This window comes from Dactylosporangium sp. NPDC051485, from assembly GCF_040682015.1.
Taxonomy (GTDB): domain Bacteria; phylum Actinomycetota; class Actinomycetes; order Mycobacteriales; family Micromonosporaceae; genus Dactylosporangium.
The window spans coordinates 1-23,286 of record NZ_JBFAZW010000065.1 but is presented as its reverse complement, the minus strand read 5'-3'; the positions used below and the strand labels follow the sequence as shown (position 1 = coordinate 23,286).

Sequence of the window (23,286 nt, the reverse complement as noted above, 5' to 3'; positions counted from 1 at the left end):
CCCGTGCGGATCGGCCCCTCAGCGCGCGCAAGCCACCGCGACGAGCACAATCGCCACGAGAACCACTTGGGCCCAGCGCGTCGGGCTACACACGCACCTGTTCGTCGGCCTGGGCCTGGACCTCGTCCAGCGAGTCGGGGATCTCGGCACCCGCTGAGGCGTCCGGCAGGTCGTCCTCCATCCGATGCAGGGGACGGTAGGCCAGGCCCAGCGCGCCCCAGATTGCCAGCAGCACGCCGCAGGCGAGCAGGATCAGTCCCGTACCGCGGCCATCCCCGACCCCCACGACCCGCCCGACCGTGTCCGCGAGCGCGCCCCCCGGCCGCAGCAGCGGCGCGACCGCGTCCGTGAACGGCGGCGCGGTCAGGAACGCGACCGGCGTCATCGCCACGGCCAGCATCTGGTTCGTGGCGAGCACCCGGCCCTGCAGCTCCAGGCCGACCTTGACCTGGATGATCGCGAGCCAGTGGGCGTTGAGGATGGTGAGCGAGGCGTACCAGATGAGACTGCCCGCCGCCGCGAGCCCCGTCGACGGCCGCAGCCCGACGAGCGCGGCTCCGAGGCCGACCCCGATGACGAAGCCCACCATGCCCGTGGCGCGGCGTTCGGCGCCGCCCCACAGCACCATGGCCAGCGCGCCGAGGCCGGCCCCGACGCCGCTGAACGCGGTGACGAGGCTGACCGCCGTCGTGCCGCCGAACGCGTACACGGTCGGCACGGTCACGGCCAGGGCGAGCATCGCGAGGTAGTTCTCGACCACGAAGAACCCGATCATGATCATGAGCGGGCGGCGTCGGACGAGGAACCGCCAGCCGCCGACGATCGCGCGGACGAAGGTCTCCTCCTGCCGGCGGAAGAGCCGGTCGGGCAGGCGCACCAGCAGCAGCGTGCCGATGCCGGCGAGCAGCGACACCACGTCGACCGCGACCACCCACGGCATGCCCAGCGCCGTGATCAGCGCGCCGCCGGCCAGCGGGGCGATGAGCATGCCGATGCCCGGGCCGAGGTTCGCCAGCGCGTTGGCCTGGCCCAGGTAGGGCTTCGGCACCAGCTGCGCGACCGCGGCCAGGTAGGCGGGCCGGTGGAAGGCGGTCACCGCGGACAGCAGCCCGGCCAGCAGCCCGACGCTCCAGATCTCCAGGCGGCCCAGCGCCAGCAGGGTGACCACGGCGGACATGACCACCGCGCCCGCCCCGTTGCAGGCCAGCATGATGCGCCGCCGGTCGATCCGGTCCGCCACGGCCCCGCCCACCGGCAGCAGCACGATCGAGGGCAGCAGGGCCAGCATGGTGACGAGGGCGTAGTCGGCGACGCGGCCGTTCTGCTGGTACGCCCAGACGCCCAGGGCGAACGAGCTCAGCGCGGCACCGATCAGCGAGGTGGTCTGGCCGGCCGTCATGACGTAGAACTCGCGCAGGTCGCGACGGGCCCGGCCGCCGGTGACCGCGGTGCTGACCACCGCCGGCGTCCGGCCCGCGCCCCACTCCCGCAGCGCGCCGGCGATCTCGTCGGCCGCGGCCGCCGCCTGGTGCTTGAGGAAGTAGTGCCCGGCCCGGGGCAGGACCGCCAGCGCGACGTGATCCGCGAAGGCGCCCCATTCCGCATAGCGTTCCTGGTACAGCTCCGTCGAGCGGTCCCGCGCCCCGATCAGGCACAGCACGTGCGCCCGCAGCCGCCGCCGGTCGGGCCGGGTCAGCTCGCGGGTGAACCAGGTCTGCGACTCGTCCACGTCGTGCCGCAGGCTGCGCAGGATCACGCCGGCGTCGAGGCCCTCGTCGTCGTCGAGGCCGCCGAGCGTGCGCAGGAAGTCGCGGTACGCCCGGTCGGAGGTGAACCACGTGGCGTGGAAGCGCCCGTGCAGCCAGGACGACACCCGCCCCGGCAGCCGCGCCGCCGGGAAGCTGCCGCCGACGACCAGCCCGGCGACCTCGCGGCCGTCGGACTCCAGGCGCAGGGCGAGCTCGGTGGCGGCCGCCGAGCCGACGCAGTGGCCGTAGACCAGCACCGGGCCGGTCGGCAGGTCCGCCACCACGCGGTCCATCAGCTCGGCCATCGGCAGCGGCGGCTCGTCGGGCCGGGCCGGGTCGTGCCCGGGTAGCTCGATCGCCAGCACGGCCGCGCCCGGGAGGCGCTGCGCGAGCTCGGTGGCGAGCGGCCCGTACGCCGCGGCCGAGCCGCCGCCGTAGGGCACGCAGACGACGGTCAGCGTCGCGTCGGCCGGGCCCGCGAGGCGGTGCAGCAGCCCGGTCGAGCCGGTGTCGCCGTCGAGGTAGGCGGCCAGCTCGCGCACGGTCGGGCGGGTGAACAGGTCGATGACGCGCAGCTGCGGGTCGATGGCCCGCACGGCGCGCACGGCCTTGAACGAGTCGCCGCCGAGGGCGAAGAAGTCGTCGTCCAGCCCGATCTCGGCACCGTCGAGGACCTCGGCCCAGGCGGCGGCGACCCGCAGCTGCGTCGGGGACTCCGGCGCGACCCGGGTCGCGGCGCCCGGCGGCTGCGGTGCGGGCAGCGCGGTCCGGTCCACCTTGCCGTTGGCGGTCAACGGGAGCCGGTCGAGGACCACGAACGCCGACGGCACCATGTAGTCCGGCAGCCGGTCGCGCAGCGCGGCCCGCACCACCCCGGGATCGGCCGTGGCGGGCGTGATCCAGGCGGCCAGCCGGCGGGTGTGCGCCTCGCCGACGGGCAGTACCACGGCCTCGCCGACGCCGGGGACCCCGCGCACCGCGGAGGCGACCTCGTTGAGCTCCACCCGGAAGCCGCGGATCTTCACCTGGTCGTCGACGCGGCCCAGGATCTGCACCAGGCCGTGGGCGTCGACGCGGACGCGGTCGCCGGAGCGGTACCAACCCTGCTGAAAGCGGTCGTCGACGAGGTGCAGGTATCCGCGGGCCACGCTCGGGCCGCCGATGCGCAGCTCGCCCGGCACGCCGTCCGGCACCGGCCGGCCCGCCCGGTCGGTCACCCGGCACTCGACGTTCGCGAACGGGCGTCCGATGGGGACGGTGCCGATGCGGCGGTCGGCCGGAACCTCGCGCACGTCGCAGCCGAGCACGGAGACCGTCGTCTCGGTCGGGCCGTAGTGGACCTGCACCTCGAGGTCCGGCCGGACCCGCTCGATGCGGTCGACGAGCTCCCACGGGCACGGCTCGCCGGCCAGGACGAGCAGCTCGCGGGGCAGCAGCGCGGCGAGGTCGCCGTGCGCGGCCAGCAGCTCCAGGTGGCTCGGCACCAGCTTCATCGCATCGACCGGATGCTCGGCCAGGTAGGCCGCGAACGCCTCCGGGTCCGTGGCGGTCTCGCGATCCACGAGGTGCGCCACGCCGCCGGTGGCCAGCGCCCCGAACAGGTTCGTCATGCCGAGGTCGGCCGCGTGGGTGGACACCAGGGCGTAGGAGCCGTGGTGCCCGATGCGGTCCGCCACCGCGTGCAGGTAGTGCGCGATGTTGCGGTGCTCGACCATGACGCCCTTGGGCCGGCCGGTCGAGCCGGACGTGAAGATGAGGTACGCGAGGTGGTCCATCGCCACCACCACGGCCTCGGCCGGCTCGCCGGTCACGTCCGCGACCACGATCGCCTCGCGGCCCGGGACGCGGCACGGTTCACGGCCCGCGAACGCCGCCTCGGTGAGCACGAACCGGACCTGCGCGGCGTCGAGGATCTCCGCCACGCGGCCGTCCGGGTAGCCCGGGTCGACGGGCAGGTAGGCGGCGCCGGCCTTGAGCGCGCCGAGCATCGCCACGGGCAGAGCCGTCCCGCGCTCGGTGAGCACCGCGACCGGCTCCTCGGGCCGCACCCCGGCCGCCAGCAGCCGGGCCGCCACCACCCCGGCGCGCCGGTCCAGCTCCACATAGGACAGCCGGCCGTCCGCCGCGACCACCGCGGTCGCGTCCGGCGTCGAATCCGCGTGGCGGGCGATGAGCTCGTGCAGCGGCCGGTCCAGCGGGTAGGACACCCGCGGGCCGTCCGGCCCGGGCCGCACGCCGGGCTCCAGCGCCAGCTCGCCGACGGGGCGGTCGGGCTCGGTGACCAGGCCCGTCAGCAGCGCCAGGAACCAGTCCACCAGCCGCCGGGCGGTCTCCTCGTCGAACAGGTCGGACCGGAACACCAGCGTGCCGCGGTAGCCGTCGGCCACGCGCGACAGCGCGAGGTTGAGGTCGTACTTGGCCGTGTGGGTCGGCAGCTCGACGCCCTGCGCGTCCAGGTTCGGCAAGCGCAGCGGTACGGCCGGCTGCTCCAGCACGTTGAGCAGCACCTGGAAGATCGGCGTGTGCCCCAGGTTGCGCTCGGGCTGCAGCCGCTCCACGATCCGCTCGAACGGGGTCTCGGACTGCGCGAGCGCGTCGATCGCCATCTCGCGGACCCGGTTGAGCAGCTCCCGCCCGGTCGGGTCGCCGGAGCAGTCGGTCCGCATGACCAGCGTGCCGATGAAGCAGCCGATCATCTTCTCGACGTCCGGGTGGTGCCGGCCCGCGACCGGGACGCCGATCGGGATGTCGTCCGTGCCGCACACCCGGGCCAGCAGCGCCTGGAACGCGGTGAGCAGCACCATGAACGGGGTGGCCCCGCAGGAGGCGGCGAGGCCGGCGATCGGGCCGGCCAGCTCCGCGGGCACGTGCACCGGTACCTGCCCGGCCCCGTGGCCGGCCACCGCCGGGCGGGGCCGGTCGGCCGGCAGGTCCAGCACCGGCGCCAGGCCCTGCAGCCGCTCGACCCACCGGTCCAGGGCCGCGGCCGACGGCTCGAGGCCGGACTGCCAGCGGGCGTAGTCGGCGTACTGCAGCCCGGGCGCGTCGGGCGCCGGGCGGCCGTCGAGGCGGCGGGCGTACCGGTCGGCGATCTCGCTCAGCGCCAGATCGACCGACCACGCGTCGAAGGCGATGTGGTGGACCACGAGCAGCAGCACGTGTTCATCCGGCCCGTCGCGGCGGATCAGCGCCCGCAGCGGCGGCTCCTCCTCGAGCCGGAACGCCCGCTGCCGGAACGCGTCCAGCTCCCCGTCGGTCTCGACGGGCACGTCGTCCGCGCCGCCCAGCACCGCGGTCGGCACGCCGTCGCGGTCCACGAACCGGGTGCGCAGCACGTGGTGGCGTACGGCCAGGTCCCGGATCGCGGCGGTCAGCGCGGCCACGTCGAGCGGGCCGGTCAGCCGCACGGTGGCCGTCACGTGGTAGGCGCCGCTGTCCGGCTCCAGTTGGTGCAGGAACCACAGCCGGGCCTGGGCCGGCGACAGTGGCGCCGGCGAGCCCGGGTCGGGGGACGCGGGAATGGTGGTGGCGGTGCGGGCGGCGTTGCGGCGTGCCGCGGCCAGCCGCTGCTGCAGCAGCGAGCGCTGGGTGTCGGTGACCGTCACGCCTGCGTCACCTCGGCAAGCAGCAACGCCTCCAGCGCGGCGGCGAAGTTCGCCAGCACCGGCTGCTCGAACTGCAGCCGCACCGGCACCGCGAAGTCCAGCGCGTCGCGGAGCCGGCCCACGACCAGCGTCGCCGACAGGGAGTGCCCGCCCAGCGCGAAGAAGTTGTCGTACACCGACAGCTCATCACGCTGCAGCACGGCGCTCCACACCTCGGCGACCAGCTGCTCCGCCTCGGTGCGCGGCGCGACCCGCTGCTGCACCTCGTCCCGCGGCTCGGGCAGCGCCGCGCGGTCGACCTTCCCGGAGGCGTTGACCGGCAGCGCGTCCAGCGTCATCCAGCGGCGCGGAACCATGTAGTCGGGCAGCGCCGCCCGCAGCAGGGTCTCCAGGGCCTGTGTGTCCGGCGTCGAGCCCGGCTGCGGCACCACGTAGCCGACGAGGTGCGCGTCCCCGGTCGGGTCGGCGACGGTCACCACCGCCTCGGCCACGCCCGGCGCCGAGCGCAGCTGCGACTCGATCTCGCCGAGCTCGATGCGGTGCCCGCGCACCTTCACCTGGTGGTCGCGGCGGCCGAGGAAGTCCAGCAGCCCGTCGGTGCGCCAGCGCACCAGGTCACCGGTGCGGTAGCAGCGCTCGCCGGGCCGGACCGGGTCGGCGACGAACGCGGCCTCGGTCAGGTCGGGCCGGCCGTGGTAGCCACGGGCCACACCGGCCCCGCCGATCCACAGCTCGCCGATGGTCCCGGGCAGCGCGAGGCGACCGGCGGCGTCCACCACGTAGACCCACTCCCCCGCCATCGGGATGCCGATGGGCACGGTGTCGCCGACGGGGGCGGTGACGCGGTACATCGTGGAGACCACGGCGGTCTCGGTCGGGCCGTAGCCGTTCCAGCACTCGCCGAGCCGGGCCGTGAGCTCGCGGGCGAGTGCGGGGTCGAGGGCCTCGCCGATGGCGATCCCCCGCACCTCCGGCGACTGCCAGCCGGCCGCGACGAGCATCCGGAACGTGGTCGGGGTCGCGGTCATCACGGTCACCTTGGACTCGGCGATGCGCTGCGCCACGAGGTGCCCGTCGACGGCCACGCCGCGCTCCAGCAGCGCCAGGCGGGCGCCCTTACCGAGGCCGCACCACAGCTCGAGCCCGGCCACGTCGAACGAGAGCGCGGTCAGGCCGAGCATCACGTCGTCGGGCGTCACCGGCACCAGCTCGCAGTTGGCGGCGACGAACGCGGCGACGGCGCCGTGGTTGAGCTCCACCCCCTTGGGGCGGCCGGTCGAGCCGGAGGTGTAGAGGATGTACGCGAGGTCGTCGGGGCCGGGCGCGGGGAGCTCGCCGGGCTCGGCGGCCAGCGCGTCGGCCAGGTCGACGAGGACGGCGCCGGTGCCCTCGACGAGCGGGCGGGCCACGTCCAGCGTCCCCGCGGCGGCGAGCACGACCTTGGCGCCGGAGTCGCTGAGCTGGTACCGCAGCCGCTCGGCCGGGTGGTCGGACTCCAGCGGCACGTAGGCCGATCCGGCCTGCCAGACGCCGACCAGCGCGGCGGGCAGGTGCCGGTCGCGGGGCAGGCAGATCCCGACGGGCGAGCCGGACCCGGCCCCGTGCGCGCGCAGCGCGGTCGCGATCCGGGCCGCGGCCGCGGCCAGGTCGCCGTAGCTCAGGGTGCCGTCGGAGGCGTCGACGGCGACGGCCGCGGGGCGGGCGTCGGCCTGGGCGAGGACCGCGTCGAGCACCGTGGCGGGCGCGTCGGCGGGCAGGTCGGGGCCGGTGCCGAGGGCCACCAGGTCGGCCCGCTCGGCGTCGCCCAGCAGGTCGAGCTGCGAGAGCGGGCGGTCGGGCTCGGCCAGCATCCCGTCGAGCAGGGCGAGCAGCCAGCGCGCCCAGCGCTCGACCGTCGCCCGGTCGAACAGGTCGCGGCGGTAGTGCAGCTCGCCCTTGTAGCCGCCGCCCTCGGCCTGCAGCGACAGGCTCACGTCGAACTTGTTGAAGTCGAGCGGGGCGTCGAGCCGCTCGGCGCGCACGCCCGGCAGCACCGGGTCGCGCTGGGCGGTCTCGAGCAGGTACAGCATCGACTGGAAGATCGGCGTCGTGGCGGTGGAGCGCTCGGGCGCCACGGCCTCCACGACCCGCTCGAAGGGCGCGGTGGCGTGCGCGAACGCCTCGAGGGTGGTCTCCCGGACGCGGTCGAGCAGCTGCCGGCCGGTTGGGTCGCCGGACAGGTCGGTGCGCATCACGAGCGTGTTGATGAAGCAGCCGACGACGCCCTCGGTCGCGCGGTGGTGGCGCCCGGACTCGGGCACGCCGACAGCGACGTCCTCGCTGCCGCAGAGCCGGCCCAGCAGCGCCTGCCAGGCCGCGAGCACCACCATGAACGGCGTCGCGTTGCACTCCCGGGCGGTCTCGCGCACCCGCTCGGCAAGGGCCGGGGACAGGCTGAACGGCAGGTAGCCGCCGCTCCAGTCGGCCACCGCCGGGTAGGGCCTGTCAACGGGGAGCGCGAGCACCGGGGCGAGCCCGGCCAGCCGCTCGACCCACCAGCCGACGTGGTCGTCCGCGGTCCGCGTGGCCTGCCACTCGGTGATGTCGGCGTACTGCAGCCGCGGCGGGGCGGGCGGCGCGCCCTGGCCGAGCCGGGCGGCGTAGAGCGCGCCGATCTCGTCGAGCATCAGGCCCTGCGACCACGCGTCGGTGGCGATGTGGTGCACGGTCAGGGCCAGCACGTGGTGCTCGGCGCCAAGCCGGAAGAGCACCGCCCGCATCGGCGGCTCGCGGTCGAGCTCGAACGGCCGGCTCACCTCGGCCCGCAACGCCGCGTCCAGCCCCGGCTCGTCGATGTCCGCCAGGGACAGTTCGATCCGGTCGGCCGGGCCGGCGACGGCGTGCGCGGGCGGCGCGATGACGCTGCGCAGGACCTCGTGCCGTGCGGCGACCTCGCGCAGCGCGGCCAGCAGCGCGTCGGCATCGAGCGGGCCGGTCAGCCGCAGCACCGTGGGCACGTGGTAGATCGACGTGTTGGTCTCGAACTGCGCGTTGAACCACAGCCGGGCCTGCGACGGTGACAGCGGCTGCGGCGCGTCCGGGTCGGACCGGCGCGGGATCTCCGCGTCGGCCCGGGCGGCGGCGCGGGCAGCCGCGACCCGCCGCTCCATGATGGCCCGTAAGGTGTCCTGGTCAGACAAGGTCATAGCGTTTCCCTAGTTACCGGTGGCCGGTTCGGCCACGATGTCGTCCATAACAAGCCGCTCGAGCTGCCCCGCGAAGTTCGCGAGGACCGGATGGTCGAACAGCAGCCGCACGGGAACCGCGCAGCCGAGCGTCTCGCGCAGCCGGCCGACGGCCCGGGTCGCGGCGAGCGAGTGCCCGCCGAGACCGAAGAAACTGTCGTCGGCGCCGATGCGATTGGTGGTGAGGATCTGGGCCCAGACGTCGGCGACCAGCTGCTCCATCATCGACTCGGCCGGCCGGTGCGGCCGGTCCTCGCCAGGCTCGGGCAGCGCGCCGAGGTCGACCTTGCCGCTGGGCGTCATCGGCAGCGCGTCGAGCACCACCCAGCGATGCGGCACCAGGTAGGAGGGCAGGCTCGCGCGCAGGTGGGCGGCGGCCTGCTCGGCGGTGACCGGGCCCGCGACGTAGCCGACGAGGTGCGCCTCCGCGCCCTGGCCCCGCGCGGTGACGACCGCGTGCTCGACGTCGGGGTGGGCGCGCAGCGCGGCCTCGATCTCGCCGAGCTCGACGCGGTAGCCGCGGATCTTCAGCTGGTGGTCGCGCCGGCCGCAGAACACGATCTCGCCGTCCGGCCGGCGGCGGACCAGGTCCCCGGTGCGGTAGCACCGCCCGCCGGGCACGACGGGGTCGGGCACGAACGCGGCCTCGGTCAGGTCCGGCCGGTTGTGATAGCCGATGGCCGGCCCGGCGCCGCCGATCCAGAGCTCGCCCGCGACACCCGCCGGGACGAGCCGCTCCAGCGGATCCATGACGTAGAGCAGCTCGCCGAGCATCGCGTGCCCGATCGGCACGGCGTCGCCGACCTCGAGGACGCGGTACGCGGTCGACAGCACGGTGGCCTCGGTCGGGCCGTACACGTTCCACAGCTCCCGCACCACCGGCAGCAGCTCGCGGGCCAGGGCCGGGTCGAGCGTCTCGCCGCCGGCCCACACGCGCAGGTCGGCCCCGCCCGTCCAGCCCGCCGCGAGCAGGGTGCGCAGGATCGTCGGCGGCACGTTCATCACGTTGACGCGGTGCTCGGCGATCTGGCGGCCGAGGCGGTACCCGTCCACCGCGCTGTCGCGGTCGACCACCACGCAGCAGGCTCCGACGCCGAGCGCGGACCAGATCTCCGCGCACGAGATGTCGAAGCTGAGCGTGGCCACGGCGAGCATCCGGTCCCCGGGCCCGAAGCCGGGCTCGAAGCGCAGCGCCTCGGTAAGCGCGGCGACGCTGGACTGCGCGACGGCCACGCCCTTCGGCTTGCCGGTCGAGCCCGAGGTGTACAGCAGATAGGCCCGATCGCCGGGCCCGACGGCGGGGAGCTCGGCCGCGGGCGCGGCCGGCGCCCGGTCGAGGTCCAGCGCGCCTGATCCGGCCGCGGCGGCGGTCGTGGACCGGCAGAGCACGGTCTTCGCGCCGCCGTCCGAGGCGAGCCAGGCCAGGCGCTCGGCCGGCAGCTCCGGCTCCAGCGGCAGGTAGGCCGCCCCGGCCCGCCAGATCCCGAGCAACGTCGCCGGCATCCGGTGGTCGCGCGGCAGGCACACGCCGACGACGTCGCCGGTCTCGATGCCCCGGTCCAGCAGGATCGCCGCGATCGCGGCCGAGTCGTCCCACAGCTGCCGGAACGTCATCTCGTCGTCGGCGCCGACGACGGCCACCTCGTCGGGGCGCTCCCGCGCCTGCCGCTCGATCGCCTCGACCGCCGTGGCCGGCGCACCGGCCGGGATCGGCGCACCGGCGGCCAGCTCGAGCAGCTGCGCCTCCTCGGCCGCGGTGACCAGCGGCAGGCGGTACAGCGGGCGGTCCGGGTCCGCGGTGACCTCGGCGAGCATGCGCAGGAGCCGGTCCGCGAACGCCTCCACCCACTCGCGATTCGTGAGGCCGGTGTCGTACTCCACCTGAAGCTCGACCCCGTCGGCCGTCTCGTTCACGAAGACGGTCAACGGGTTCTGCGCCCCGCCGCACCCCAGCTCGCCGAGCAGCTCCAGCCGCACCCCGCCCCGCTCGACCCGGACCGGCATCCCGGCCGGCTGCGCGGAAAGCACCACCGGGGTCAGCATCGCCCCGCGCGACTGGGTGCCGACGGCCGCGAACAGGTCCTCGGTGGACGGCCGGGGCCGGTCCAGCGCCCGGGCCGTCGTCGCCGACGCGGCCGCGACGGTGTCCCGGACGGTGGCCGCGGGCTCTAGCCGCAGCCGGATCGGCAGCACGTCGACGAGCGGGCCGATGACCCGGTCGAGTTCGGGTCCGGCGCGCCGGGCCACGACCACGCCGACGAGCACGTCTTTGCGGGCGGTGAACCCGGCCAGCAGCAGCCCGAGCGCGGTCAGCCAGTCCGCGAAGACCGGGGTGCCGCTCGCCGGCGGCACCGGGCGGGTGATCCGCTCGCCGCGGAAGCCCGCGGTGCCCGGGAACAGCTCGCTCGGCGGCGACGCGCCGGCCAGCTCGTCCCGCCACGCGTCCGTCGCGCCGTCGGGCGTGAAGGCGAGGTCGCCGACCTGTACCGGCGGCGGCTCGACGGTGCCGGGCGCGGCCAGCTCGGTCGCGAGCTCGGTGAGGAACGTGCCGGTGGACCAGCCGTCGAAGGCGATGTGGTCGGCGACGACCACCAGCTCCGACACCCCGGCGGCGAGGCGGATGAGCGCGACCCGCAGCAGCGGCGCGGCGCCGGTCAGGTCGAAGGCGTGACGGGCGGCGGCCTCGGCGATCGCGTCCGCCTCCCCGGCGCGCTCGGCCGCGGGCCGGTCGCGCAGGTCGTGCTCGGCGACGGGGACGTCCGTCCACGCGCCCACGACCGCGATCGGCTCGCCGTCGCGCTCTACGACCCGGCTGCGCAGCACCTCATGACGCGACACCAGCGCGGCCAGCGCCGAGCGCAGGGCGGGCGCCTCGACCGGCCCGGTGAGCCGGACCCGGAACGCCACCGTGGTCACGGCCGGCACCGAGCCGACCTGCCGCAGCGTCCACAGGCCGCGCTGGGTCGGGGTGAGCGGGTACTCGAGCACGCCCTCGTGCCGCACCGGTCCGCTCGCGGCCGGGGCCGAGCCCGCCTCCGAGCCCGCCTGCGCCAGCGCGGCGAGGGCGGCGACGGTCGGCTCGGCGAGGAACGCGGCCAGCGGCACCGTGGTCGCGAACTCGCGGCCGGCGAGCGCGCAGACCCGGGCCGCGGCCAGCGAGTGCCCGCCGAGGTCGGCGAAGCGGTCGTCGACCCCGATCTCGTCGATGCCCAGCACGTCGCCGACGATCGCGGCGAGCCGCTCCTCGGCGCGCGTGCGGGGCGCGACGAACGCGGTCTCGGTCCCGCGCCGGGCCGCGAGCGCGGGCAGGGCGGCCCGGTCGATCTTGCCGTTCGGGCTCAGGGGCAGCCGCTCGGTGATCGCGAACCGGGTCGGCACCAGGTGTTCCGGCACCCGGCGGCGCAGCCACGCGCGCAGGCCGCGCTCGTCGAGGCCGGTCGCCTCCACGTGCCCGACCAGGTAGGACACGCCGTCCTCGTCGGTGGCGGCGACGACACCGGCACGACGCACGGCCGGATGGCGCACGAGCACCGCCTCGACCTCGCCGGGCTCGACCCGGTAACCGCGGATCTTCACCTGGTCGTCGGCGCGGCCGGCGAACCGCAGCCCGGTGCCGTCGGTGCGGACCAGGTCGCCGGAGCGGTACCAACCGTCGCCGAACCCGCCGCTGTCGCGGTTCAGGTAGCCGCGGGCGACCACCGGGCCGCCGATCCACAGCTCGCCCAGCTCGCCGTCGGCGACCGGCTGCCCGTCGGCGTCGCGCACGGACATGACGGCGCCCGCGATCGGCTGCCCGATCGGCGGCTCACCGGTGTCGTCGCGGCCGACCTCGGCGATCGCGCAGGTCGTGGTGCACTCGGTCGGACCGTAGAGGTTGAGCACCCGGCGCACACCGGGGTTGGCGTAGATCCGGTCGACCAGCGCCCGGGTCAGCGGCTCCCCGCCGGCGAACACGGCCCGCACGCCGCTCGGCAGCGGCTCGCGCAGCAGCGCGGCGAGCGCGGACGGCACGCCGTAGACGGTCGTGACCTCGTCGCGGGCCGGCAGCGCGGACAGGGCGAGGACGTTCTCGGCGAGGATGACCGTGCCACCCGTGACCAGGGGCAGGAACAGCTGGGTGATCGAGGGGTCGAAGCAGATCGACGCGGTGGCGAGCAGGCCGCTCAGCTCCTCGGCGGTGTACGCCTCGGCCTCGTACCGCAGCAGGTTCATCGTGTTGCGGTGCTCGACGACGACGCCCTTGGGGCGGCCGGTGGAGCCCGAGGTGTAGATGACGTACGCCGCGCCGGTGCCGTCGCCGGGCCGGTCGAGCGGGGTCGCGTCGGCGTCCGCGGCGATCTCGTCGACCGGCACCGCGACGGCGTCCAGGCCGGCAAGCGTCGTGGCCCGGGTGGTGGCGACGAGCCGCATCTTCGTGTCTGCGGCGATGTACGCCAGCCGCTCGGCCGGGTACGCCGGGTCCATCGGCACGTAGGCGGCACCGGTCTTCAGCACGCCCAGCAGCGCCGGGAGCAGGTGCTCGTCGCGGCCCAGGCACACGCCCACGAGCTCACCGGGACCGGCCCCCGCCCGGGACAGCTCCCGGGCGATCCGGTTCGCGCGGGCGTCGAGCTCCGCGTAGCGCGTCCGGACGGTGCCGGCGATCACGGCAACCCGGTCCGGTGTGCGCCTTGCCTGCTCTTCGACCTGTTCGTGGACACGCTGAAACACGCGCAGCCCTCCCCAATATCGGACGGCCGTGCGTTAGCCGTTTTCCTGCCGGAAATAATGCCGCACCAATCCAAGGGCACTCTCGTGTTCATCCAGTGCAGTCAAAGGGCCTGCGATCACCGGAAACGCGGCCTCACCTCGCAGAACCGGCGCCGATCGGCGTGCGGGAAGGCCAAACCCTATTCAGCACCCTAGCGATGATTTGGCCGGGATCGCCCCACCTTGCGAGTCCGAGCACATGGCACGAATTGGGGTTGTGCCGCCGCGGGACCTCCCCGCGGACCGGGTGCTGACGTATGCGGCGCGATGCCAGCACATGCCGTGTCTGGAACCACGAGCACAGCACGGTCAGCGGCACGGCCGGCACCAGCAGCGTCAGCGCCAGGCATCCACTGCTGCTGCAGGAGGGAGCCGGAGGAGATCGCGGCCGCGGGGCGGTGGAGGTGTTGGCGGCGAGCGCCGCTGCCCGGCCCGGCCGGTCACCCGCGCTCGTTGAGTTCGATGTCGAAGCGCAGTTCGGCCTCGGCGGCGGCGAGTGAGCCGGCCACCGCCGCCCGGTCGGGGCCGGCGGCGAGGAGGTAGCCGAGCTTCGCGCCGGCCCGCGTGTAGGGCACCACGGCGTCGCCGAGGCAGGCCGCGACGACCACGTCGGCGATGCCCGGCACGGCGCGGGCGGCGGCGATGCCGTCGACGCCGACGAGCTTGCCCTCCGCGGGCGCCCCGAGCACCCGGAACGCGGCGTGGCCGCGGGGCTGCGGCGTGACCTGCACCCGCTGGCCGAGCGCCGTGCGCACGTACACGTCGGTGGCGTCGACGCCGTAGGCGAGCCCGAGCAACTCGGCGACCCCGTTGCCGCCGGTCCGCGCGCCCCACTCCCCCACCACCAAGCGGTCGTCCGGGGTGAGCAGCAGGTCGACGTTGAGGGCTCCCCAGCGGTACCGCAGCGCCGCGCACAGCGTGTCGAGCACCGGCCGGGCCCGTTCGGCGAGGTCGCCGGCCGGCATCCAGTGCTCGGTGGTGACGAAGTACGGCGGGTCGGTGAGCCGCCGCTGCGTCACCCCCGTCGCGGCGACGCGCCCGTCGACGACCACGGCCTCGGCGGTGAAGTGCCGCCCGGTGAGGAACTCCTCGACGATGACGACGCCGCGGCGGGAGTACGCGCCGGCCGCCGCCAGTGCCGGTGCCAGCCCGGCCGGGTCGTCGACGCGGCTGATGCCGCGGCTGCCGCTGGAGTCGGTGGGCTTGACCATCAGCGGGTAGGGCACACCGGCGTCCGCGACGCCCCGCCGCGCGTGCCGCCGGGGCCCCTGCCACCAGCGCGGGCCGGGCAGGCCGAGGCGGTCGCAGACGGCGCGGAAGTAGCCCTTGTCGACCGAGGCGCGCACCGCCTCCTGCGACAGCCCGCAGGGCAGCCCGAGCCGGGTGGCGAGGGCGTACTGCGAGGGCAGGTTGACGTCGCTCGCCGGGGAGACGACCCCGTCGATCCGGCGGCCACGCAGCGCGGCGGCGAGCGCCGGCACGGCCAGCGTGCTGACGTTGAGCAGCTCGTCGGCGGCGGCGGCGCCGGGCGCGTCGGCGCGCGCGTCGGCGCAGATGGTGTGCACACCGAGGCGGCGGGCGTGGCGGAGGGTGCCGAGGGCGCCGTCGGCGCCGCCCAGCACGAGCAGGGTCGTCATGAGGCGGCCGCCAGCCGGGCCGGCCGCTGCGGGGTGCGGTCCTGCGGGTCGAGCAGGTCGGCGTCGGCGACCGGCACGTTCGCCTCGCGCACCAGGAACAGCGGCGTGCGGGGCTGGCCGCGGCCGATGTGCACCAGGTAGCGGCCCATCACCGCGAGCGCGGCCAGCGCGGTGCCGGTGGCGAGGTACAGCAGGGCCGTGCCGGGCGCGCCGGCAAGGGTCAGCGCCAGGCCGGCGAACGCGGCGAGCGCGCCGAGCAGGCAGGCGACGATCGCGGCGGCCATCGGCCGGTCGGAGTAGGAGATGAACAGCTCCACCGAGTGGCGGGCGAGGCTGCGCCAGCGCACCTTCGGCTCGCCGCGCAGCCGCGGCCGGTGCGCGGTCGGCACGGTCGTCCACGCCGCGGTGAGGCGGGGCACGGTGGCCAGGAAGTACGGGGTGCCCAGCCGCAGGTCGACCACCCGGCGCGCGAGCGAGGCGCGGACCAGCCGGAACGTGGTCGCACCGGCGGGCAACTCGATGCCGAGCAGCTTGCGGGCGAGCAGGTCGTGGACCTTCGACGCGGCCCGGCGCGGCCAGCGGTCCTTGCGGTCGACCCGGATGCCGAAGACGGCGTCGTGCCCGGCGCGGGCCGCCTCGATCAGCCGCCGGCCCTCGGCCGGTGGGAACTGCAGGTCGGCGTCCAGGTGCAGGATCCAGTCGTTGCGGGCGTAGCGGTAGCCCGCCGAGAACGCCGACTCGATGCCGAAGTTGCGGGTGAAGGACAGGTAGGAGACGCGGCGGTCCCGGGCGGCCAGGGAGCGGACGCGCTCCAGTGTGGCGTCGGTGCTGCCGTCGTCGACGAACAGGATCTCCAGGTCGTCGTAGCCGGCCAGCTCGGCGACGATCTCGTCGTACAGCGGGCCGATGTTCTCCTCTTCGTTGAGGCACGGGACCACAACCGTCAGCGTAAATGGATGCACCTGTAGGCCTTCCATCGTCACGGTGGCGAACACACGATCGCATTGATGACTGCTGTCAATATCAATACCATCGTCAACCACCAGACCCAAACGACCGATCAGCACGACTACGGTCAATGGAGCGTCCACCGACGACGGGAAGCTGCGATGTATGTACTCGGGTTGAGCCAACACCACGACTCGGCCGCGGCGCTGCTGCACAACGGCCAGATTGTCGCGTTCAGCGAGGAGGAGCGATTCACGCGGATCAAGCATGACGGTGCATTTCCCGCGGAGGCGGTCAAATGGTGCCTCACGCACGCCGGCATCACCCTCGCCGAGGTCGACCACGTCGCCTACTTCTGGCAGGCCCCACGCGAGGTACTGCACGCCGGTTTCCACTTCCTGCGGCACCTGCCGGCGACCCTGGCGGTGTTTCGCAACGACGGGGGCGACTACGCCGGCCGGGCGCAGAGCCTGCGCTCCACCCTCGCCGGCGGCGGCGCGCAGACGCACTCCGACGACTACCACGTCGGCGGGGCGCTGCTGCTGCACCTGCGCCGCTCGATGACCCTCGGCCGGATCCTGCGCGACGCGGTCGGGCACACCGGCCCCACGAAGTTCCGGGTACACCTCGTCGACCACCATCACGCCCACGCGGCCAGCGCCCTGCACCTCTCGCCGTGGACCGACGCGGCCATCATCACCTGGGACGGCATCGGCAGCGACGGCACCTCGACGTTCCTCGGCGTCGCCGAGGGCGACCGCATCCGCGACGTCCGCCGGGTCCGCTTCCCGCACTCCCTCGGGGCGATGTACGCCTGCGTGACCGGCTGGCTGGGCTTCCACCCGTCCCGCGACGAGGGCAAGATCATGGGGCTGGCCGCCTACGGGCGCCCGACCTTCGTGGAGGAGTTCCGCGACCTGGTCCGCCTCGAGTCCGACGGCCGCTACGCGCTGGACCTCAGCTGGTTCCGGCACCACGCCACCGGCAAGCACCAGGTTTCGCAGAAGTTCGTCGACCGCTTCGGCGCGCCACGGGCGAAGACCCGCGACGCCGTGGCGCAGCACTACGCCGACGTCGCGTACGCGCTGCAGAACACCCTCGAGGAGGCCGGGCTGCACGTGGCCCGCTGGCTCGCCGGACACACCGGCCGCACCCGGCTGTGCACGGCCGGCGGCGTGGCGCTCAACAGCGTCATGAACGGCAAGATCCTGCTGCAGACTCCGTTCGAGGAGTTCTTCGCCCAGCCCGCCTCGGCCGACGACGGCTCGGCGCTGGGCGCGGCCATGATCGTCAGCAGCCGGCTCGGCGCGCCCCGGCACCGCGGCAACGCTATCTTCCTCGGGCCCGAGTACCCCGAGGCGGACATGGAGAAGGCGCTCACCGAGGCCGGGCTGACCTACGTACGGCAGGAGCGGATCACCCGCACGACGGCCGAGGCGGTGGCCGGCGGGAAGATCGTCGGATGGTTCCAGGGCCGCATCGAGGCCGGCCCGCGGGCGCTGGGCAACCGCTCGATCGTGGCCGACCCGCGCGGCGCGGACACCAAGGACCGGCTCAACGAGAAGGTCAAGCACCGGGAGCCGTTCCGCCCGTTCGCGCCGTCCTGCCTCGCCGAGCACGCCGGGGAGTACTTCGCCAGCGGCTACCCGAGCCCGGTGATGCTGCTCGTCTTCGACGTGCTGGAGCACCAGCGGGCCCGGGTGCCGGCGATCACGCACGAGGACGGCACCGCCCGGGTGCAGACCGTCGCCCGCGAGGACAACCCGCGGTACTACGAGATGATCAGCGAGTTCCACGCGCTGACCGGCGTGCCGATGGTCGTCAACACCTCCTTCAACGACAATGAGGAGCCGATCGTGTGCACCCCGGCCGACGCGGTGCGCTGCTACCTCAGGACCGGCATGGACGCCCTCGCGCTCGGCCCCTTCTGGACGGAGAAGTCGTGATCCGACGCTGGGGCTGGCTGCTGGCGGGCGTGGCGGGCGGCGCGCTCACGCTGCTCATCATGGTGGTGCTGCCGCCCGACCGCACCATCGACAATCCGGCGGAGTTCGTGCTGCGCATCAGCCCCGTCGTCTTCGCGGTACTCGCCATCAGCGGCTTCCCGCAGCGGCCGGGCCCGGGCCTGGCGCTGCTGGGCCTGGTCGTGCTCGGCTACATGGGCGTGCTCGACTCGCTGCACATGCTGCGGGTGCTGCGGCTCGCCGACGCGAGCGACCAGGGGGCCGCGTTCCCGGCCTTCTACCAGATGGCGATCTTCATCAACGCGTTCACGATCCTCGCGGTGCTGTTCGGCTACCGGCTCGGTGGCGCGCCGCCGGGCCGGGTGCTGCGGCTGGGGTTCGCCGCCACGCTGGTGCTGGTCTCCGGGCTCAACGACATCACGTTCTTCTACCTCTACGACTGGCCGCAGGGACGCCCGGCCCGCTTCGACTGGGCCTCGCACATCACGGTGTTCACCGGCTCGCCGGCCACGCCGGTGGTGGCGATCGCCTTCTGCGCGGTGCATCTCGTGCTCGCGGCGCTGGTCCTGGCACTGCCCTGGCTGCGCTCGCGGGTGGCTACCGCAGAGCGCTCAGCAGCCGCCGCGCCACGTTGACGCCCTGGCGCATCGCCTGGTCCATGTCGATGTACGTGTAGGTGGCCAGCCGGCCGGCGACGGCCCGCGGCGGTCCGGGCAGCTGCGTGAGCAGCTTCTCGTACTTGCGGTGCAGCTCGCGGTTGGCCCCCTGCACGTCCTCGACCGGATAGTGGCGGGCCGGGGCGTTGGGGTACTCGTAGCTGACCATCGTCCCCGGCCCCCGCTGGCCGCTCATCCATTTCGTCTCGATCGCCCGGGTGTGCGGGTGCTGCGGGCCGGGCGTGTTGAGCACCCCGGCGGGCAGCACGTGCTCGCGGCCGGGGAACCAGCGGTGCACGAACCGCACCCCGCGCCAGGCCAGCGCGCCGAGCGCGTCGGCGAAGAACTCGTCGAGGGCGCAGGTGAGCACGACGGCGGCCGCGCCGCGGCACAGGTCGTCCCAGTCGGCCACGGTGACCGGCGTGCCGAGCGTCACCGGCACGCCACGCAGCAGCCCGTCGACCAGGCGCCGGTAGCCGCCCTCCGGCCAGCCCTGGTGCGGGTCGCGGAACAGGTCGCGGTAGCCGTCGTCACGCAGCTCGATGCGGCGCGGCGCCCACACCGCGGCGAGGTCGCGCGGATCGCAGCCCCACTGCTTGCGGGTGTACCCCTCGATGTACTCGCGGTAGAGTGTCTCGCCCATCAGCTCGATGCACCACGCCTCGAGGTTGTCGCCGCTCGGCAGGGCCGGGCGGGCGGCCAGCTCGCGCTCGATGACCGGCCACTGCGGCAGCTCGCGCAGCTCGGCCAGCTGCGGCGGCCAGCTCATGACCCGGCCGAAGACCTCGGTGCGCACCTGATGGCGGTAGGGCAGCATCGGCACGAGCTCGTTGACGAGCCGCCACACCTCCTCGTCGCGGGTGTGGAAGATGTGCGCGCCGGTCGGCTCGTAGAGCATGCCGGCCGCCGACGCGGTGCGCAGCTGCCCGCCCCAGTCCCCGTCCGCCTCCACGACCTCGACGGGCCGGCCGGCCCGCTGCAGCTCGTAGGCCACCGTCGCACCGGCCAGGCCGGCACCGACGATCCGCACCGGGCGCATACTCGTGATCGGCACTGATCAACCTCCAGGACACCTCACCGACGCCTGCAGTACATCATGATGGTGATCGATGCGAAGGCGGGATGACGGACTTCCGTCCTCACGGCCCGTCGGACCACACCTCGGCGTCGGCCAGGAACGCCGTCGAGGAGGGGCGCGGCGCGGCGGTGACCCGCGGCGCGCCCGGCACCGCGACGCCCGCGACGTGCAGGGTGCCGGCGTGGCACGGGACGTAGACGTTGCGCAGCCGCAGGCCGTTGCCCGGGAACCGGGCCACCTCGATGACCCGGCGGTCCAGCGGGCCGCTGATGTCCAGGCGGACGTCGGCGGCCTCCGCGCGCACTCCGGTGGCGTGGTCCAGTTCGAGGCGCACCGGCGCCTCGAGCACCTCCGGCTCCGGCCAGGGCAGCCCGTCCACCTCGGGGAAGTGGCGCACGAACGCCTCGGCGACCCAGTGGCCGAGCTCCGGGGCCTCGGTGAGCACCCGTGGACGCCCCTCGTGCCAGAGGACCAGGGCGCGCCCGGCGCCGCGCACCGACCAGTCGACGCGCCACACGGAGGCGAAGGCGACCGGGCGGCGATCGTCGCCTGCGAACAGCGTCAGCCCCGGGTTGGCCCCGAACAGCAACACCGCCACGCAACGTCTCCCGTCCGCCAGGCATGCATCGATGTACAAGCATACCGTCGATCGATGGGCTTAAGCTGGTGACACCGCCGAGCACCGAGGAGTGAGCATGGGGGAGCTGGACGTGCAGTTCGCCGACCCCACCGCCATCGACCCGCCGGCGGGCTGGGCCGAGCTGGTCCGCGATGCGCCGCTGCACCCGGTGTGGGACTGGTCGCTGGTGCGCACCATGGCGGCCGCCCGCGACGGCGCCGCGGTCGCGGCGGTGGTCCGCGACGGCGACCGGGTCGCCGGCCTCGTCCACGCCCGGCTCATCGGGCCGGGGCGGTCGGTCGCCGACGTCGAGTGCCCCGGGTCCATGTCCCTGCCGGGCGTGGCCCTGCCCGGCATGCCACTGCCCGGCGTGGCGCTGCCCGGCGATCCGGCGACCGGGCCGGACCCGGCCGGGACGGGCCGCCACGGCGGGCCGCTCGCCGCGGTGGTCGAGGCGTTCGAGGCCGCGCTGCGCCGCGAGCGGGGGCGGCGCATCCGGGCGGTGTCCTACCGGCAGGTCTACGCCGGGGCGCTGCCGGTCCTGGCCCGGGGGATCGGCCTGGTGCGCCGCGGCGACGACGTCGCCGTGCTGCGCAACCGGTTCGCCGACTACGAGCAGTACCTCGCCGCGCTGCCCGGCAAGCGCCGGCGCGACCAGGGCCGGCTGGTCCGCCAGACCGACAGCGACCCCGGCGTGACCGTCCACTTCGGACAGGTGCCGGAGGACTTCGACGCCGCCGCGTTCCACGCCCTGGCCGAGCGGACCGGCGAGCGCAACCAGCGCCGCCGGTGGCCGCCGCGGCGGCGCTGGCCGCCGCAGTTCCACGCCGCGCAGGCCGCGCTGCCGGGCGCCCGGCTGCTGCGCTACGCCGACGCCGACGGCCGGCTGCTGGCCGCCACCATCACGTTCGACCATCCATCGGTACCGCTGGCCGGCCCCTGGGCCGCGGTCGACCCGCACGAGGGCGGCCGGGCCGGGGTCTGGTACGAGCACTTCGCCCGCTCGCTGCGCTGGGCGATCGAGTCGGGCCGCGCCGGCTACATCGCCGGCAAGGGGCTGATGGCGCAGAAGGCGGAGCTCGGCTTCGAGGCGGTGCCGCAGTGGACGGTGCTGCGCCGGCTGGCCGGCCGATGACGCCGCGACGCTCAGGGCAGGCGGCGCAGCACCAGCCACTGCGGCACCTGCTCGTACCCGAGCTCGCACTTGAGCTCCACGAGGCCCTTGCCGCCGATCACGCCGGCCCGGCCCGACTCGATCGCCCACCGCAGGATCCGCGCGTGCTGGTCGAACCACAGCCCGCGCGGCCCGCCCTCGTGCGGGTCCAGGGCGCCCCAGGGGCCGGCCAGCGGTACCGATGGATGGTCGAAGTTGATCCCCAGACCCACCAGCTCACCGCCGGTGCGCGCGTAACGCGCCGCCAGCACGCCCGGCACCCGGGCCAGCGCCGCGCGCTGCGGGTGCGACAGCCGCCGCGCCCGTGGCCAGCGCCGGGTCTCGTGGCGGCGGCTGGTCGCGTCGGCGAGGGCGTTGAACCGCGCGACGTCGACCCCGCCGGCCAGCGGCCCGAACGACGAGTCCAGGCCGGGCTCACGCTCCACGAGGCGGACCTGGCGGCGCTGGCTGGCCCGCCGCGAGCCGCTCAGCCCGGCCAGGTAACGCTCGTAGCTGGGGTACTCGTTGTAGAACATGGTCACCGGCAGGCCCCGGCCGACCAGGCTGAACCGCCCGGCCACGGTGGGCAGCTCGCCGGCGAAGACGGAGCGGTACGCCACGGCGCGCACCCGCCGGCGCTCGCGCCGCACCGCCGCCTCGAACGCCGCCACCGCCGCGGCGAGCAGCGCGCGCCCCGGCCCGCCGACCCCGGCGGGGTCGAGGACCGATGGCAGGCCGCCCGGCAGGACCAGCCCCGGCATCGACGACGACCCGGGACAGGAGACGTCGGCGAGCGTGCGGGCGGGGCCGGCCAGCCGGGCGTACACCAGGCCGGTGACAGCCGGGCCGTCGCGCAGCATCGCGGCGAGCGCGGCGCCGCGCCGCCGGCCCGCGGTGGCGTGCACGACCGGCCAGTGCCACACCGGATGCACGGCGGCGGACGCCACGAACGCGTCCCAGCCGGCCGGCGGCTCCGGCCGCGTCGCATCGACGAACTCGACGGTGAGGTCCACCCCGCGGAGAATATCGGTCGGCGGCAATGGAGGACAGCGGATGCGCGCACGCACTGTGGCGGTGCTCGTCGCCGGGCGGGGAGTCGCCCGGGCCGCGCAGTACGCGGCCGGCCTGGCGCTGCTGGCCGCCTGGGGCCCCGTCACGTTCGCCGGCTACGCCGCCGCGACCGGCGTGATGAGCTGGCTGTTTGCCCTGTCCGGCGGCAGTGAGCGGGCGGCGCTGGTGCTCGTCGGCGGCCCCGGCGGGCGGCGGGCGGAGCCGCTGTTCGTGTGGTTCGCGGTGCTGCCGTTCGGCGCCGCGCTGCTGGTCTGGCCCCTCGTGGCGCTGCTCGCCCCGGGCACCGCGGCGGTGACCTACGCCGCGGCGGCCGCGATGTACACCGGCACCGGCTGCGCCACCGTGCTCGTCGGGCTGTGGCGGCTGCGCGGCGCGATGCACGCGGACGCCGCCGCGTTCACGGCCGTGGCCGCCGGCTACGGCGTCGCGGTCGCCCTGGCGGTCCTCGGCGGCGCGGGTGTCGGCCCGGTCCTCGCCGTCCTGGCCGGCACCGCCGGGCTGGTGACCGCCGCGCTGCTCGCCGCGCTGTGGCGCACGGTGCCGGTGCGCCCGGCCGTGTCGCGGGCCGAGGCCGCCGGCGCGGTGCGGGCCGTGGTCCTGCTCGCGGCCGGCGAGGCCGTGGCCCTGGCCGGGATCCCCATCCTGTACGCCGAACAGGCCGGACGGGTCGCCGCCGCGCAGATCAGCGCGTTCTACGTGGCCGTGCTCGCCTCCGGGGCGGCCGGCATGCTGTGGGGGTACCTGCTGCGGCTGTGGCAGCCCCGGCTGTCGGCGTGGCTGCGCGAGCGCCCGGCGGCGGCCGGCGCGGTGGTGCACCGCGTCGCCTGGGGCGCG

11 protein-coding genes and 1 pseudogene are annotated in these 23,286 nt (G+C 75.1%); 4 read left to right on the top strand and 8 right to left on the bottom strand.

Annotated elements, in window-relative coordinates; genetic code table 11:
* Positions 1–85 precede the first annotated feature (85 nt).
* The 5 genes from AB0M46_RS31370 to AB0M46_RS31350 all read right to left on the bottom strand — a co-directional run bounded on the left by AB0M46_RS31370 (position 86) and on the right by AB0M46_RS31350 (position 15,901).
* Positions 86–5,353: an amino acid adenylation domain-containing protein gene (locus AB0M46_RS31370; protein ID WP_363341868.1), complete on the bottom strand. Its 5,268-nt coding sequence runs from the start codon at positions 5,351–5,353 to the stop codon at positions 86–88.
* Positions 5,350–8,538 (bottom strand): amino acid adenylation domain-containing protein, encoded by a 3,189-nt coding sequence (locus AB0M46_RS31365; protein ID WP_363341866.1) that lies wholly within the window; start codon positions 8,536–8,538, stop codon positions 5,350–5,352. Before AB0M46_RS31365 ends, AB0M46_RS31370 begins: the two co-directional genes overlap by 4 nt.
* A 9-nt stretch (positions 8,539–8,547) precedes the next feature.
* Entirely contained in the window at positions 8,548–13,287 is a 4,740-nt protein-coding gene (locus tag AB0M46_RS31360) for an amino acid adenylation domain-containing protein (protein WP_363341864.1), read from the bottom strand.
* A 479-nt stretch (positions 13,288–13,766) separates the two neighbouring features.
* Positions 13,767–14,963 (bottom strand): ATP-grasp domain-containing protein, encoded by a 1,197-nt coding sequence (locus AB0M46_RS31355; RefSeq protein ID WP_363341862.1) that lies wholly within the window; start codon positions 14,961–14,963, stop codon positions 13,767–13,769.
* Positions 14,960–15,901: a glycosyltransferase family 2 protein gene (locus AB0M46_RS31350; protein WP_363341860.1), complete on the bottom strand. Its 942-nt coding sequence runs from the start codon at positions 15,899–15,901 to the stop codon at positions 14,960–14,962. The genes AB0M46_RS31355 and AB0M46_RS31350 overlap by 4 nt, the downstream gene beginning before the upstream one ends.
* A 186-nt stretch (positions 15,902–16,087) precedes the next feature.
* Between AB0M46_RS31350 and AB0M46_RS31345 the strand changes: the two genes are divergently transcribed.
* Both AB0M46_RS31345 and AB0M46_RS31340 read left to right on the top strand, forming a co-directional pair.
* Positions 16,088–17,857, top strand: coding sequence for a carbamoyltransferase C-terminal domain-containing protein (locus AB0M46_RS31345; RefSeq protein WP_363341858.1), 1,770 nt, complete (start codon positions 16,088–16,090; stop codon positions 17,855–17,857).
* Complete coding sequence (locus AB0M46_RS31340) at positions 17,854–18,510, top strand: hypothetical protein (RefSeq protein WP_363341856.1); 657 nt, start codon at positions 17,854–17,856, stop codon at positions 18,508–18,510. The genes AB0M46_RS31345 and AB0M46_RS31340 overlap by 4 nt, the downstream gene beginning before the upstream one ends.
* Here the strand turns inward: AB0M46_RS31340 and AB0M46_RS31335 are convergent.
* Both AB0M46_RS31335 and AB0M46_RS31330 read right to left on the bottom strand, forming a co-directional pair.
* On the bottom strand, positions 18,473–19,585 hold the full coding sequence (locus AB0M46_RS31335; RefSeq protein ID WP_363341854.1) for an FAD-dependent oxidoreductase: 1,113 nt from the start codon (positions 19,583–19,585) through the stop codon (positions 18,473–18,475). The genes AB0M46_RS31340 and AB0M46_RS31335 overlap by 38 nt on opposite strands.
* An 85-nt stretch (positions 19,586–19,670) precedes the next feature.
* On the bottom strand, positions 19,671–20,207 hold the full coding sequence (locus AB0M46_RS31330; RefSeq protein WP_363341852.1) for a hypothetical protein: 537 nt from the start codon (positions 20,205–20,207) through the stop codon (positions 19,671–19,673).
* A 97-nt stretch (positions 20,208–20,304) separates the two neighbouring features.
* Here AB0M46_RS31330 and AB0M46_RS31325 point away from each other — a divergent pair, with 97 nt between their 5' ends.
* The gene (locus AB0M46_RS31325) at positions 20,305–21,363 is read left to right on the top strand and encodes a GNAT family N-acetyltransferase (RefSeq protein WP_363341850.1); all 1,059 of its coding nucleotides are present in this window, start codon (positions 20,305–20,307) and stop codon (positions 21,361–21,363) included.
* 11 nt (positions 21,364–21,374) lie between these two features.
* Here the strand turns inward: AB0M46_RS31325 and AB0M46_RS31320 are convergent, their stop codons facing one another.
* Complete coding sequence (locus AB0M46_RS31320; protein WP_363341848.1) at positions 21,375–22,394, bottom strand: hypothetical protein; 1,020 nt, start codon at positions 22,392–22,394, stop codon at positions 21,375–21,377.
* Between the two features lie 40 nt (positions 22,395–22,434).
* Between AB0M46_RS31320 and AB0M46_RS31315 the strand changes: the two are divergent.
* A pseudogene (locus AB0M46_RS31315) lies at positions 22,435–23,286 on the top strand (hypothetical protein); the annotation flags it as partial.